19 protein-coding genes are annotated in these 14,344 nt (G+C 61.8%); 14 read left to right on the forward strand and 5 right to left on the reverse strand.

The annotated features are described in order from the left end of the window. Positions 1–14: 14 nt before the first annotated feature. Positions 15–368, reverse strand: coding sequence for a gamma-butyrobetaine hydroxylase family protein (locus JQK88_RS10790; RefSeq protein ID WP_203278285.1), 354 nt, complete (start codon positions 366–368; stop codon positions 15–17). A 200-nt stretch (positions 369–568) separates the two neighbouring features. Here JQK88_RS10790 and moaA point away from each other — a divergent pair, with 200 nt between their 5' ends. The 13 genes from moaA (at position 569) to JQK88_RS10855 (ending at position 10,205) form a co-directional block, all read left to right on the forward strand. Next, the gene (gene moaA / locus JQK88_RS10795) at positions 569–1,564 is read left to right on the forward strand and encodes a GTP 3',8-cyclase MoaA (protein ID WP_203278286.1); all 996 of its coding nucleotides are present in this window, start codon (positions 569–571) and stop codon (positions 1,562–1,564) included. A 55-nt stretch (positions 1,565–1,619) separates the two neighbouring features. Then, positions 1,620–2,093 carry a hypothetical protein gene (locus JQK88_RS10800; protein ID WP_203278287.1) on the forward strand — a complete coding sequence of 158 codons (474 nt, stop codon included), beginning with the start codon at positions 1,620–1,622 and terminating at the stop codon, positions 2,091–2,093. A 121-nt stretch (positions 2,094–2,214) separates the two neighbouring features. After that, positions 2,215–2,571, forward strand: coding sequence for a hypothetical protein (locus JQK88_RS10805; RefSeq protein WP_203278288.1), 357 nt, complete (start codon positions 2,215–2,217; stop codon positions 2,569–2,571). A 133-nt stretch (positions 2,572–2,704) separates the two neighbouring features. Further along, positions 2,705–3,625, forward strand: coding sequence for a DMT family transporter (locus JQK88_RS10810; RefSeq protein WP_203278289.1), 921 nt, complete (start codon positions 2,705–2,707; stop codon positions 3,623–3,625). A gap of 4 nt (positions 3,626–3,629) precedes the next feature. Continuing rightward, positions 3,630–4,262, forward strand: a complete 633-nt coding sequence (gene mobA / locus JQK88_RS10815; RefSeq protein WP_203278290.1) for a molybdenum cofactor guanylyltransferase MobA — start codon at positions 3,630–3,632, stop codon at positions 4,260–4,262. Then, a complete protein-coding gene (mobB, locus tag JQK88_RS10820) occupies positions 4,259–4,762 on the forward strand; it encodes a molybdopterin-guanine dinucleotide biosynthesis protein B (RefSeq protein ID WP_192254031.1) in 504 nt (167 codons plus the stop codon). Before mobA ends, mobB begins: the two co-directional genes overlap by 4 nt. Before the next feature lie 217 nt (positions 4,763–4,979). Continuing rightward, the gene (locus JQK88_RS10825; protein WP_203278291.1) at positions 4,980–5,762 is read left to right on the forward strand and encodes an ABC transporter substrate-binding protein; all 783 of its coding nucleotides are present in this window, start codon (positions 4,980–4,982) and stop codon (positions 5,760–5,762) included. Between the two features lie 73 nt (positions 5,763–5,835). Further along, positions 5,836–6,555, forward strand: a complete 720-nt coding sequence (locus tag JQK88_RS10830; protein WP_192254027.1) for an ABC transporter permease — start codon at positions 5,836–5,838, stop codon at positions 6,553–6,555. Then, on the forward strand, positions 6,552–7,373 hold the full coding sequence (locus JQK88_RS10835; protein WP_203278292.1) for an ABC transporter permease: 822 nt from the start codon (positions 6,552–6,554) through the stop codon (positions 7,371–7,373). Before JQK88_RS10830 ends, JQK88_RS10835 begins: the two co-directional genes overlap by 4 nt. A 100-nt stretch (positions 7,374–7,473) precedes the next feature. Beyond that, complete coding sequence (locus JQK88_RS10840) at positions 7,474–8,343, forward strand: NAD(P)-dependent oxidoreductase (RefSeq protein WP_203278293.1); 870 nt, start codon at positions 7,474–7,476, stop codon at positions 8,341–8,343. 5 nt (positions 8,344–8,348) lie between these two features. Then, positions 8,349–9,053, forward strand: coding sequence for a DNA alkylation repair protein (locus tag JQK88_RS10845; protein WP_203278294.1), 705 nt, complete (start codon positions 8,349–8,351; stop codon positions 9,051–9,053). Positions 9,054–9,078: 25 nt separating this feature from the next. Beyond that, positions 9,079–9,591, forward strand: a complete 513-nt coding sequence (locus tag JQK88_RS10850; protein WP_312037258.1) for a GNAT family N-acetyltransferase — start codon at positions 9,079–9,081, stop codon at positions 9,589–9,591. Between the two features lie 47 nt (positions 9,592–9,638). Then, positions 9,639–10,205, forward strand: coding sequence for a DUF3299 domain-containing protein (locus tag JQK88_RS10855; RefSeq protein WP_203278296.1), 567 nt, complete (start codon positions 9,639–9,641; stop codon positions 10,203–10,205). 11 nt (positions 10,206–10,216) lie between these two features. On the opposite strand, the gene JQK88_RS10860 is transcribed toward JQK88_RS10855, so the two are convergent. The 4 genes from JQK88_RS10860 to JQK88_RS10875 form a co-directional block, all read right to left on the reverse strand. Next, positions 10,217–10,708, reverse strand: coding sequence for an Lrp/AsnC family transcriptional regulator (locus JQK88_RS10860; protein ID WP_006333679.1), 492 nt, complete (start codon positions 10,706–10,708; stop codon positions 10,217–10,219). Positions 10,709–10,852: 144 nt separating this feature from the next. Then, positions 10,853–11,470, reverse strand: coding sequence for a uracil-DNA glycosylase family protein (locus JQK88_RS10865; RefSeq protein WP_203278297.1), 618 nt, complete (start codon positions 11,468–11,470; stop codon positions 10,853–10,855). A 1-nt stretch (position 11,471) separates the two neighbouring features. After that, entirely contained in the window at positions 11,472–12,083 is a 612-nt protein-coding gene (locus JQK88_RS10870) for a glutathione S-transferase (protein WP_203278298.1), read from the reverse strand. A 28-nt stretch (positions 12,084–12,111) separates the two neighbouring features. Next, positions 12,112–12,747 (reverse strand): thermonuclease family protein, encoded by a 636-nt coding sequence (locus JQK88_RS10875; protein WP_203278299.1) that lies wholly within the window; start codon positions 12,745–12,747, stop codon positions 12,112–12,114. 75 nt (positions 12,748–12,822) lie between these two features. Between JQK88_RS10875 and JQK88_RS10880 the strand changes: the two genes are divergently transcribed. Further along, positions 12,823–14,343 (forward strand): sensor histidine kinase, encoded by a 1,521-nt coding sequence (locus tag JQK88_RS10880; RefSeq protein WP_203278300.1) that lies wholly within the window; start codon positions 12,823–12,825, stop codon positions 14,341–14,343. Position 14,344 lies beyond the last annotated feature (1 nt).

The raw sequence follows: 14,344 nt of genomic DNA on the forward strand, positions 1-14,344 counted from the left end.
ACGACACTGGCGAACTAGCGGTCGCGGCTCAGCCCCTTCTCCTGGAGTTCCGCAAGATAGGCATTCCAGCGCTCTTCCTTCTCGTGGCCGAGCGTATGCAGATAATTCCAGGTGAAGATGCCGGTGTCATGGAAATCGTCGAAGGTGATGCGCACGGCGTAGTTGCCGACCGGCTCGATCTTGAGGATGGCGACGTTGCGCTTGCCGGGAACCGTCACCCGCTGCTCCGGCGAGTGGCCCTGCACCTCGGCCGAGGGCGAGGCAACGCGCAAAAGTTCGGCCGGCAGTTCGAACGGTAGGTGACCGGGAAAGGTGACGGACAGCAGTTTTCTGTCCTTCGAGACCCTGAGTTCCTTCGGCGCCGTCATTGTCGTCCACCCTGCATCAATCCACCCTTCCCTACGCTGCTTCGCTCAGCCGGAAAAGGTCATTTAGACCCTGCCGACATCGGATGTCGGCCAGGGAATGTTACCAAAGATCAAGAGCGGCTATCTTGAATGGCGGGTTGGTTCGTATCACATAGCCGTATATAACGGCGCCACTAGTAGCCATTGGAAACGCTTGACGCATGGACATGATCGATCCTTTCGGTCGCACGATCAGCTACTTGCGCGTGTCGGTCACCGACCGCTGCGATTTCCGCTGTACCTATTGCATGGCCGAGGACATGGCGTTCCTTCCCAAGAAGGATCTGTTGTCGCTTGAGGAACTTGACCGGCTCTGCACCGTCTTCATCGAAAAGGGTGTGCGCAAACTGCGCCTCACCGGCGGCGAACCGTTGGTGCGCAAGAACATCATGCATCTGATGCGCCAGCTTTCGCGGCATTTGAAGAGCGGCGCGCTGGAAGAACTGACGCTGACCACCAATGGTTCGCAGCTGTCGCGTTTTGCCCCCGAGCTCGCCGATTGCGGCGTCGAGCGCATCAATGTCTCGCTGGACACGCTCGACGCCGACAAGTTCCACGCCATCACCCGCTGGGGTCATCTCGACAAGGTCATGCAAGGCATCGACGCCGCGCAGGCGGCGGGGCTGAAGGTCAAGCTCAACGCGGTGGCGCTGAAGGATTTCAACGACGCCGAGATTCCTGAGATGCTGCGCTGGGCGCATGGCCGCGGCATGGACCTCACCGTCATCGAAACCATGCCGATGGGCGAGATCGACGCCGACCGCACCGACCAGTATCTGCCGCTGTCGCTGCTGCGCGCCTCGCTGGAGCGGCAGTTCACGCTGAGCGACATCCCCTACAAGACCGGCGGCCCCGCGCGCTATGTCCATGTCGCCGAGACCGGCGGCCGGCTCGGCTTCATCACACCGATGACACATAATTTCTGCGAAAGCTGCAACCGCGTGCGGCTGACCTGCACCGGCACGCTCTATATGTGCCTGGGCCAGGAGGATGCAGCCGACCTGCGCGCGCCGTTGCGTGCGTCCGAAGGCAACGAACTTGTAGCCACCGCAATCGACGAAGCGATCGGCCGCAAGCCAAAGGGCCATGATTTCATCATCGACCGACGCACCAGCCGCCCCTCGGTATCGAGGCATATGAGCGTCACCGGCGGCTGATTTTCTCCGCGATTTGGTGCAAGAAGTGTCTCCCATTGTTGGCCGGAGACATCGAATGAAGCGTCTTTTCCTTGGTTTGGCGGCCGTTGCGCTGATCGCGGCAGGCAGCGCCGTCGCGGCACCGTTCACCTACACCAATGCGCGCTTCGGCACCGTCTGCACCTTTCCCGACGAGATTTTCACCCAACGCCAGCCCGAGCCGGACAATGGTGACGGACAGCAATGGCTCAGCGCCGACGGCGCCAGCCTGATCTGTTCCGGCATCTTCAATGTTAGTGAGGACACCCCCAAAAGCTTCGTTGCCGAGGAGAAGGCCAGCAAGGAGGCGGGCTACGAGATTACCTACAGCAAGACCGGCAAGAACTGGGCGGTGCTGTCGGGGCTGAAGGATGGAAAGATCTTTTACGAGCGGCGCCTGTTCGGCAAGGAAGGCGTCATTCACACCATATGGATCGACTATCCGCCGGCGGTGAAAGCGAAATACGATCCGCTGGTCGGCGCCATCGCCGGCAGCCTCGAAGCCCGTTAAGCATTTTCGGACACATCCCAGAAAAGTCTTCTGCGCAAAACGGCCGGCGGATTTACCGCAAGCGCGATCAGGCCTAGCTTCCCGCCCTGTAGCGGTTCTTTGTTCACTGGGGGAATACGACATGCGCAAACTCTTACTTTCACTTGCAGTGGTTGGGCTTGCAGCCGCGCCGGCAGCAGCACAATCGATCGGTGGCAGGTACACCGTCGCCGGCACCAATTTCGACGGCTCGAAATATGGCGGCGAAGCAACCATCACGCTGACCAGCGAGACCACCTGCACCATCCACTGGGAAACCGGCGGCTCGTCCTCGGACGGCATCTGCATGCGCAACGACAATGCCTTCTCTGCGGGCTATGTCATGGGCGAAGAGATCGGCCTCGTCGTCTACAAGGTGGAGGATGATGGCTCGCTGCACGGCCTGTGGACGATCGCCGGCAAGAACGGCAGCGGCACCGAGGTGCTGACGCCGAAATGAGGCTCCCGATCATCTGATCGGCCCTCGCTGGGATTTTACAGGCCACGGGTGAAAATCCTTGGCCTATTTCTTTGACGTTGCTGTCTTGCCGCCGACTGCTACAGGCTTGATTTAGTGCAAACCGGTAACGCCCTTGCCTCTTTCCCCAAATCTTCGCGGTGCGCTGTTCATGATGGTGGCCATGATCGGCTTCACCCTCAATGACGCCATCACCAAGTTCTCGTCGGAATCGATGAACATGGCGCAGGTCATGCTGGTGCGCGGCGCCTTTGCGTCGGTGCTCGTCGGCCTGCTCGCCTGGCAGCAAGGCGCGCTCGCACGTCCGGGCTCGATGCTACAGCCGCTGGTGGCGTTGCGCGTCGTCGGCGAGGCCGGCGCTACCGTCGCCTTCCTCGTTGCGCTTGCGCATTTGCCGATCGCCAATGTGTCGGCGGTGCTGCAGGCACTGCCGCTGGCGGTGACGATGGGCGCGGCCCTTGTGTTTGGCGAAGGGGTCGGCTGGCGGCGCTGGCTGGCGATCGCTGTCGGGTTCGGCGGCGTGCTGATCATCGTGCGGCCAGGCTTTGAAGGGTTCAGCGTCTATTCGCTATACGCACTCGTCAGCGTCGCCTGCTGTGCGGTGCGCGATCTTGCTACCAAACGCATCCCGCAGGCCATCCCGACGTTGCTGGTGTCGACAGCAACCGCGATCGCCATGACCATTGTCGGCGCCGTCCTGCTGTCGCCGATGGGCGGCTGGACGCCCATGTCGGGCAAGGGAACCGCGCTGCTGGCGCTGGCGGCTGTGCTGGTGCTGATCGGCTACCAGTTCATCATCATGGCGATGCGGGCCGGCGACATCTCCTTCATCGCGCCGTTCCGCTACACCGCGCTGTTGTGGTCGATGCTGCTTGGCCTCGGCATCTTCGGCGACATCCCAGACCTGCCGATGATCGCCGGCTCCGCCATCATCATCGGCTCCGGCCTCTACGCGCTCTATCGCGAGCGGGTCGTCGGCCGGCAGAAGCCCGCGGCCGAAAGCGCTGGACCCGACATGGCGCCGGACGGCATATAGGGCCATGAGCCGAGACATTGCAGGGATCATCCTGGCCGGAGGCCTGTCGCGGCGCATGGGCGGCGGCGACAAGACCTTGCTCGCCCTTGGCGGGCGTCCGCTTCTCGGCCATGTCGTTGCCCGTTTGGCGCCACAGGTCGGATCGCTGGTGCTGAGCGCCAATGGCGATCCGGCACGTTTTGCGGCGTCCGGACTTTCGGTTCTCGCCGATACGGTCGAAGGCCATGCCGGACCGCTGGCCGGAATCCTCACCGGCCTCGAATGGGCAGCGGCAAACACCGCCTGCAAATCCTTGGTGACGGCCGCCGGCGACACGCCGTTCCTGCCGGCCGATTTAGTCGCAATGCTGGCCTCCGCCGCAGCCGGTCGGCCAGGCTCGATCGCTGTCGCCAGTTCCAGCGGCAGGCGGCATCCGACCTTCGCGCTATGGCCGCTCGGGCTGCGTCAGGCCTTGCGCCATTTCCTGGTCGATGAGGACAATAGGCGCGTCTCGGCCTTCGTCGAGCACCATGATTTTGTCGAGGTGGAGTTTCCCTTGTCCGCTCTTGGCGGCAATGAGATCGACCCGTTCTTCAACATCAACACGCCAGACGATCTTGCGGTGGCCGAGCGTCTGTTGCAGAGCATCGGGCCATGAACATCTTCGGCATCACCGGCTGGAAGAATTCCGGCAAAACCACACTGACCGAGAAGCTGGTCACCGAGCTCGTCCGGCGCGGCTGGACGGTGTCGACGGTCAAACACGCCCATCATGAGTTCGACATCGACAAGCCGGGAGCCGACTCCTTCCGCCATCGCCAGGCGGGGGCCACCGAGGTCGCGATTGTGTCGGGCGTGCGCTGGGCGCTGATGCATGAATTGCGCGCAGAGAACGAGCCGACGCTGGAGACGATCCTGTCGCGGCTGGCACCGTGCGACATCGTGCTGGTCGAAGGCTACAAGCGCGAGGCGCACAAAAAGATCGAGACCCGGCGCCTGGAGGCCAAGGACCGCTCGCCGCTCTCGGCGAATGACGGGCATATCGTGGCGATCGCCGCGGACTTCGAAATCACCGGCGAAAGCCTGCCGGTGTTCGATCTCGACGACACCGGAGGGATAGCCGACTTCATCGAGCGCGCCACCGGCCTAAAACCGTGAGGCCCCTGTCCGAACCCGGTTCAGCCGCTCTCCCCAGCTGTTTCATTGTCTAACCCGGCGTCAGCATTGGCTGGACCCGCAAATCCCGCAAGCAACGGTTTTACAGTTGCTTTTCTCCCGAAAACAGTGGGAGTATCGCGCCAGCGGGCGGTCAAAAGCACCGCCCCACAAGAGCCGTTTCGGAACGACGGCCGGGAGCCATAAAGAGAGGACTATCATGCGTATTGCACTGCGTATCGCGCTCGCCGCATCGGCTGCGCTGCTGACGCTCGGCGTCGCCCAGGCTCAGGAAACCCTGAGGATCGGCACCGAAGGCGCCTACCCGCCCTTCAACAATTTGACCGCCGATGGCCAACTCGTCGGCTTCGACATCGACATAGCCAACGCGCTCTGCGACGAGATGAAGGTCAAGTGCACCTTCGTCGCCCAGGATTGGGACGGCATCATCCCGGCGCTGCAGGCCGGCAAGTTCGACGCCATCGTCGCCTCGATGTCGATCACTGCGGAGCGTAAGGAAAAGGTCGACTTCTCTAACAAATACTACAACACCCCCTCGGCGATCGCCGTGCCGAAGGACTCGACCCTCAAGGGCGTGACCAAGGAAGATCTGGCCGGCAAGACCATCGGCGTCGCAACCACGACGACGCATTTCAACTATGCCTCGAAGACCTATACGGACAGCACGGTCAAGGGCTATCCGAGCAGCCCCGAAGAGCAGGCCGATCTCGCCAATGGGCGTCTCGATGCGATCGAGGACGATATCGTCGTCTTGCAACAGTTCCTGGATTCGCCTGAAGGCGCCTGCTGCAAGATTCTCGGCCAACCCTCGCCGCAGCCGGTCGATATCTTTGGACCGGGCGCCGGTATCGCCGTGCGCAAGGGTGAGACCGATCTGGTCAACAAGCTGAACAGCGCGATCGACGCCATCCGCAAGAACGGAAAATACAAGGAAATCAACGACAAGTACTTCAAGTTCGACGTCTACGGCGCCGAGTCCTGATCACCTGAAACAAGGCGGCAGGGGAATTTCTCCTGCCGCCTTGGGCTGACAGAAGTGGAGACAAGACCCGTCAATGCCAAGCCAGAACATATGGATACTTCTGAGTTGGGGACCCGATGGCTGGATTGACGATATTGCCTATGGCGCACTGGTTACCATCGCGCTTGCGCTGGCGACGCTGCCCATCGGCCTGACGATCGGCTTTTTCGTCGCCTGGGCCAAACAATCCGATGAACCGTCGCTGCGGCTGGCAGCCAACATCTACACCACCGTCTTCCGCGGCCTGCCGGAACTGGTGACGCTGTTCCTGTTTTTCTTCGGCGTGCCGATCCTGCTGCAGCATCTCGTGCGATATTTCCGACCAGACGCGACCATCGACGTCAACAGCTTCGTCGCCGGCATGATCGTGCTGTCGCTGATCTTTTCATCCTATGCCAGCGAGGTGTTTCTTTCAGCCTTTCGAGCCATACCGAAAGGTCAGTATGAGGGCGGCTATGCCATCGGCCTGTCGAACTGGCTGACCATGCGAAAGGTGATCTTGCCGCAACTCCTTCGCATCGCGTTTCCCGGACTTGAGAACTGCTGGCTTAGCCTGCTCAAGGATACGTCGCTGGTATCGGTCGTCGGCCTCGCCGAGACGCTGCGCAATGCTTATACTGCTGCCCGCGTTACCAAGCACGCTTTCCTGTTTTATGGCGTTGCGGCGATGGTCTTCCTTGGTCTGGCTGTCGTTTCTTCCTTTGCTACCAGCGCGATCCTGCGCTCGCTCGGCCGGCGAGAGGCGCAACGATGAGCGTCACCGCCACCCTTGTAGAACGACCGCCACCACGGGCGCGCGGCTGGCCGCGCAGCCGTGTCATCGGCTATGCGATGGTCGGTTTCTGGATCCTGTTTGGCCTCGGCATCGTCAGCTATCTGATCTTTGCCTGGAACGCCGACTTCTTCGCCAAATATGCCCCGGCCTATCTGAAGGGCCTGCAAACCACGCTGTTACTGGTTTGCATATCGATGGTGCTCGGAGCGATCCTGTCGGTGCCGGTCGCTTATGGGCGCATGTCCAGCAACCGGCTCCTGTCCGGCCTCGCCTATTGCTATGTCTATTTCTTCCGCGGCACGCCGCTGCTGGTCCAGACCTATCTGGTTTACTACGGGCTGGGATCGTTCAGGACTGAGCTTCAAACGGTTGGCCTCTGGGATTTTTTCAAAGACGCTTTCAATTGCGGTGTGTTTGCCTTCGCACTCAACACCGCCGCCTATCAGGCCGAGATCCTGCGCGGCGCCATCGAAAGCGTGCCAAGAGGCCAGTGGGAGGGTGCTGCCTCGCTTGGGCTGCACAAGTTGCAGACGCTGCGAAAGATCATTCTGCCGCAGGCGTTGATCGTCGCCTTGCGTCCCTATGGCAACGAGTTGATTCTGATGGTCAAGGCTTCGGCCATCGTCGCCATCATCACCGTTTACGATTTGATGGGTCAGGCCAAGCTTGCCTTTGCCAATTCGTTCGACATCCAGGCCTATATCTGGGTCGCCCTCGTCTACCTGGTGATGGTCGAGATCTTGCGCCATGGCGTTGAATGGATCGAACGTCGGATCACCATACATCTGAAGCGCTGACTGGCTGCACCAGTCGATCGGCTCATGCGCGTCTTGACGAATTGCGCGCGGAGCCTAGAGCTTGCGCGGACAATTCCGTTTCCATCTGAAGGGCAAACCTATGGCATCTGTGGCATTTCTCGGTCTTGGCGTGATGGGGTATCCCATGGCCGGGCACCTCAGGAACAAAGGCGGCCACGAGGTTACCGTCTACAACCGCACCGCGGCGAAAGCCGAGCAATGGGTGGCCCAGCATGGCGGCAAGCTTGCCCTGACGCCGGCCGAGGCATCCGAGGGCCAGGATTTCGTCTTTTCCTGCGTCGGCAATGACGAAGATCTGCGCTCGGTGACGACCGGAGCCAACGGCGCCTTCGCCGCGATGAAGAAAGGTTCGATCTTCATCGACAACACCACCGCTTCGGCCGAGGTCGCGCGCGAACTGGCCGAAGCTGCTGAAAAGGCCGGCTTTTCCTTCCTCGACGCGCCGGTCTCCGGCGGCCAGGCGGGCGCCGAAAACGGTGTGTTGACGGTGATGGTCGGCGGTGACCAGACTGCCTTCGACAAGGCCAAACCGGTCATCGATGCCTTTTCCCGCATGGTAGGGCTGATGGGGCCATCGGGCGCCGGTCAGCTCACCAAGATGATCAACCAGATCACTATTGCCGGGTTGGTTCAGGGACTGGCCGAAGGCATCCATTTCGGCAAGAAGGCCGGGCTCGACATTGAGAAGGTCATCGAGGTGATCTCCAAGGGTGCTGCCGGGTCCTGGCAGATGGAGAACCGCCACAAGACGATGAATGCCGGCAAATATGATTTCGGCTTTGCCGTCGACTGGATGCGCAAGGACCTCGGCATCTGCCTTGATGAAGCCGACCGCAATGGCGCGAAACTGCCGGTTACCGCCCTCGTCGACCAGTTCTACAAGGACGTACAGGCGATGGGCGGCAAGCGCTGGGATACGTCTTCCCTGCTGGCGCGCCTGGAAAAATAGGCGGGATGGTCGAGCTATCGCCTCATTCCAGCGCCGACGACATTGTCGCGCATTTGCGGTCGATCGGCTCGGAAGAAAATCGCCGCGGCATGCTGCGCTACGGCATCAAGATCGAACGGGCGCTCGGCATCTCGCATGGCATGCAGCGGCAGATCGCCAGGAAGATCAAGCGCAACCACGAACGTGCCTTTGAGCTCTGGCAGACCGGCATCATGGAGGCGCAGTTCATCGCTTCCGTCACCGCCGACCCGAAGCGCTTTTCCGCAGCGGATGCAAGGCAATGGGCGGCGTCCTTCGATTCCTGGGATATCGTTGACGGCGTCTCCGATCTCTTCGTCGACACGGACGCCTGGAAGGAACTGATCGAAGAGTTCGCGGCGGACGAACGGGAGTTCGTCCGACGCACGGCCTTTGCCATGATGGCCTGGTCCGTCGTGCACCGGAAGCAAGAGCCGGTAGCGACCTTCCTCGGCTTCCTGCCGATCATTGAAGCGCACGCCACCGACAGCCGCAATTTCGTGAGGAAGGCGGTAAACTGGGCGCTTCGTTCGATCGGCAAGCGCTCAATGGAGATGCACGGCGCTGCCCTTGCCGTGGCCGAACGCCTGGCGCAGTCGACTGACAAGACGGCACGCTGGAATGGCAAGGACGCAGTCAGGGAGCTGACCAATGCCAAAACGCTCGAGCGGATCGCCGCCAGAAAAGCCTGATCTCGCGAAACTCCGGTTCACTGAGGTGACGCGGAAAACCCGCGCCGATTTCGAAAACCTGTTCGAGGCGCCGGGCGGACCGAAATATTGCTGGTGCATGGCCTGGCGCCATTCCAGCCGCGAGCATGTCGAGAACGATGAGAAGAAACGCATGATGATGGCGCTTGTCGAGGCCGGCACGCCGGTTGGCATCCTGGCCGAACTCGACGGCAAGACCGTCGGCTGGTGCTCGGTCGCGCCGCGCCAGACCTACCGCAAGCTATCGCCGCAACAGGATGATGCCGAGACGGATATCTGGTCGATCGTCTGCTTCTATGTGCCGAGAGCGCTGCGCGGCGGTGGGCTGGCGGCTGCCCTGCTCGACGCTGCCGTCGACCATGCCTTTGCCAAGGGTGCGCGCACCGTCGAGGCCTATCCGGTCGACCAGGCATCGCCGAGCTATACCTTCATGGGTTTTCGCGACATGTTCGCCGCTCGCGGGTTCCACGAGACCGGCATGGCCGGCTCTCGCAGACATGTGATGCGGCTCGAGCGTTGACGCAATCGGCCACGGCGTCTTTACTCCCAGCACAAAGGAAGCGGCCGATGAGCAGACTTTTCCAATCGACCCTGGCGCTTGCAGCTGCGTTGTTTGTGTCCACTTCACCTGCTTCGGCACAAACCGCGCACATCTTCTGGAAGGATCTGCGGCCGGCGACGCAGGCGGTTGCCGAAGATGCCGGCCTGCCGATGATCGCGGCAAAACTGCCCGATCATGGCGAGACGCTGTCGCTCAACCTCCAGGACAAGACCGTTCAATTAGCCGGCTATGCATTGCCTGTCGACCGCGATGGCGACCTCGTCTACCAGTTTCTGCTGGTGCCGTGGACAGGCGCCTGCAGCCACATGCCGACGCCGCCGCCGAACCAGATCGTGCTGGTCACCCCGGCCCATCCCTACAAGATGTCGGAGGCCTATGAGGCGGTTGCCGTGACCGGCGCTTTGCAGCCCGGCATGGAGAAGAGCCAGCTGTTCATTCTCGACGGCGTCAGCATCATCCAGTCGGGTTACACCGTGCGCAAAGCCGAGGTGGCGGCTGTCGACAACGTGCCGGATACGATCACGCTGCCGGTCAGCTCGCCCTGGACTTTTCTAAACAAAAAGAAGAACTAGCGGGTTTAGCCTTAAGCCGCGTTGGCCCCGGATTCCTTGTCCAGCACCATGTAGTCGAGCGGCATTTCGGTCGTGTACTTGATCTGCTCCATGGCGAAGGACGACGACACGTCGCGGATCTCGATCTTGGCAATCAGCCGCTTGTAGAAGGCATCATAGGCGGCGATGTCGGGCACAACCACGCGCAGGAGATAATCGACGTCGCCGCTCATGCGGTAGAATTCGACCACTTCGGGAAATTCCTGGATGACTTCGGAGAAGCGCCGCAGCCATTCATGGCTGTGCGAATTGGTGCGGATCGACACGAAGACGGTGACGCGCACATTGACCTTCTCGTGGTCGAGGATGGCGACGCGCCGCTTGATGACGCCCTCTTCCTCGAGCTTCTGGATACGGCGCCAGCACGGCGTTGTCGACAGGCCGACTTTCTTGGCAACATCGGCAACCGCGAGCGTCGCGTCCTCCTGCAGGAGGCGGAGAATTTTTCTGTCGAGGCGATCCATTGAGATGCTCCCTGGTGCAGGCCGCGTTCCCTGGGGCGCGACGCGCTTTGGGAATAGATTGGCTATACTCCCTCTTATTTCGGCCTTTCACAAGAAAGAAATTCTGCCGAATGGCATAAAAGCGAGTGATATCTTGCTTAAAGCTTAAGCAATGCGATAGCGGATTTCCGATCTCAGGAAGGGCAGCAAATCCATTTCAAACCATGGATTCTGCTTCAGCCAGCCGGAGTTGCGCCACGATGGATGTGGCAGCGGCAGCACTTTCGGGCTGGCCGGCGCGTCCCAGATGGCGCGCCAGTCCATCACGGTTTCGGTCAGCGACGGCCGCCTTGCTTCACCCATATGCCAGGACTGCGCGTAGGAGCCGATGGTCAGAACAAGATCGATCTGCGGCATCAGCGCCATCAGTTGCGCGCGCCAGGCCGGCGCGCATTCGCGGCGCGGCGGCAGGTCGCTGCCCTTGGCGTCCTGGCCGGGAAAGCAGAAGCCCATCGGCACGATGGCGAATTTCTCGGTGTCGTAGAATTCGTCGGCGCTAACCGCCAACCAGCTTCGCAAGCGGTCGCCGGACGCGTCGGTAAACGGCATGCCGGACACATGCACCTTGGTGCCCGGCGCCTGGCCGGCGAGCAGGATGCGGGCGCTGGACGACGGCAGCAGCACCGGGCGCGGCTCGTGCGGCAGCGGCCGTCCCACAGGATTGTCGATGCAGATGCGGCAGGCGCGGACCGTTGCCGTCAGGCGTTCGAGCTCTGCCTCCATCTCAGGCGGATGCGCTCGGCCGGCTGGTGACGGCGCTGTACCAGCGCAGCACGTTGGCGCACTCGTCCGGCACCTTGATGCGCGCGGGTTTCATGAAATCGATGGCGATCATCCCGGTGATATCGGCGATCGAATAGGTGTCGCCGGCGGCGAATTCCCGGCTTGCCAGTTCGCTGTCGAGCAGGTTCAGGAATTCGACCGCTTTCGCCTTGTTGGCCTCGCCCCATTCGGGGATTTGCGGGATTTCCCATTCCTTCATCGCCGGATGGATGTGGCGAAAGGCCTGTGCGACGCAGCTGAGCAGATTGAACTCCATGCGCCTTTGCCACATCTCGACCTTGGCCTTGCCGAGCGCGCCTTGCCCGAACAGCGCCGGCTCTGGCTGCAATTCCTCGAAATAGCGGCAGATGGCAACGGATTCGGTGAGGATGCTGCCGTCGTCGAGCTCAAGCACCGGCAACCGCTGCAGCGGGTTGCGCGAACTGACCGGCTCCTGCTTGTGACCCATCGCGCCCATGTCGACCGGCACCAGCGGCACCTCGATGCCTTTCTCGGCGAGGAAGACCCGGACACGCCGCGGATTGGGGGCACGGCCACCGTCGAACAGTTTCATCTCAATCCTCCCGGTCTGGTCCTTCAAACTATAATGCGCGTGCCCAGAAGCGAAACATCTCGCGCAAGGCGTCACCGAGCGAAGCCAGCGTGCCGTGCCGTTTTTCGACTGGGCCTTCATGGTGGCTTTCGCGCCAGTCCTGCGGCTGGTCGAATGTGCCGGCCCAGATGCCGGCCTTGCCGGCGCGGGCAACGGCCTGCTCGGTTTCGTAGTCGCCATAGGCGATGGCCCAGCCGGCCTCGACCTGGGCCCGGTTCAAATCCTTGCCGCCGGCCTTGCAGTCGCCGAGCAGGCGGCCGTAACGATCGCGCTGCCAGCCGCTGCAGGTCACCGGATTGCCCGATATCAGCCGCACCAGCGCCTGCCGCGCCAGCCTGCCGCAGGCATAGTCGGCGCCGTCCTTGCGGCAGATCTGCTGGTATTCCGGAGCATCGATGCCGCGCATGCGGATGCGTTCAGTGCCAAGGGTCAGCGAGTCCCCGTCATTGACGATCGCGCTCCCTTCAGCCTTGCGCGTCTGGAAGCGGTCGAGGCGTGCGGCGAGCAGGATCAGCAGGCCGAGCAGGATGATCGTCAGCCCATAGTCCAGCAGTCTGCGCCACGGGCTTCGCGGTGGCGGCGGATAGTATCGCCGGCGCGGCCTTGGCGACCACGAACGGCTCATATGGCAAACAGTCTCTTAATCATTCGAACGTAGCTTAACGAATTGAGATCGCTGCGCGCATAAATTGAAGTTTCCATGCCTCTGCTACGCTCGAACACAGCGGATAAATTCATTGTGGACCGCAGGAAACCGCACCGCAACAGCGATGTGGCGCGCGCGGTGCGCAGAACGCGCGACCGTCTTTCGCAACAGGTCGGCAATCTCGACTTCGACCGCGAGCTCCTGAGGCTGCATGCCCGCGCCATGGTTAGGGGTGCGACCGTCATTCCGCTTTTGGTGCTGGCGATCGCGGCGACCGGGATTCTGGCGGGCATGGACAAGCAGATCAGCATCTGGGCGCTGTTCACGCTGATCTGCTATTCGATCGTCGCCTTCATGGCACGGCGCGTCGAGCGCACCGAAGCCGCCGAACTCGACCCTTTTCGGGCACGCCGGGATTTCCTGATCGGCCATTCGCTGTGCGGCCTCGGCTGGGCCTGGTTCGCCTGGCTCGGCTGCGCCTCCTGCCAGATCGATTATTTCCCGGTGATCAAGGCGATGGTGCTGCTGCTGGCGATGGCGGCGACCGCCATTACCGCGTCGTCCTTGCGCAGCGCGCTGCTCGCCACCTTCGTCATTCCGGTGGCGGTCTATGCCTATGCCGAATCAAAACTGTGGATGTCGGTCGAGACTATGATGGCCGCACTGCTGGTCGCGGCTCTGCCGTTCTTCGCCTACTTCGCGCGTCATCTCAACCAATCGTCGTTGATGTTGTTGTCGTTCCGCTCCGAAAAGGATGCGTTGCTCGCCGAAGTAGAGACGGCAAAATCGATGTCGGACGAAGCGCGTCGGCGGGCCGAAGACGCCAACCTGGCGAAGTCGCGCTTTCTCGCCTCGATGAGCCATGAACTGAGAACACCGCTCAACGCCATTCTCGGTTTTTCCGAGGTGATGGCCAATGAGGTGCTGGGGCCGATGAGCAACCCCACCTACCGCGACTACGCCCGCGACGTGCACGATTCCGGCCAGCACCTGCTCGACCTGATCAACGAGATCCTCGACCTGTCGCGCATCGAGGCCGGCCGCTACCAGCTCAACGAGGAGCCGGTGATGCTGCTCAACATCGCTGAGGATTGCTGCCACATGATGGAGTTGAAGGCGCGCAACAAGGACATCCGCATCGTCCAGGATTTCGAAAGCGCGCTTCCGCGTCTGTTCGCCGACGAGCGCGCGGTGCGGCAGATCACGCTCAACCTCCTGTCCAACGCCATCAAATTCACCGCCACCGGCGGCGAAGTCCGCGTGCGCGTCGGCTGGACGGCGGGCGGCGGCCAATACATCTCAGTCAAGGACAATGGGCCGGGCATTCCGGAAGACGAAATCCCGATCGTGCTGTCGGCCTTCGGCCAGGGCTCGATCGCCATCAAGAGCGCCGAACAGGGCACCGGGCTCGGGCTGCCGATCGTGCAGGGCCTGCTCGCCATGCACGGCGGCGAATTCGAACTTCTTTCCAAATTGCGCGAAGGCACCGAGGCGATCGCCATCTTCCCGCTGAGCCGGGTGATGGAGGAGTTGCCGGCGCTGCCGACCAAGGCGGTAGCGGCGCGGCGGCGCTAGC

This window comes from Mesorhizobium caraganae (assembly GCF_016836705.1).
In the GTDB taxonomy this organism is placed as follows: Bacteria; Pseudomonadota; Alphaproteobacteria; order Rhizobiales; family Rhizobiaceae; genus Mesorhizobium; species Mesorhizobium caraganae.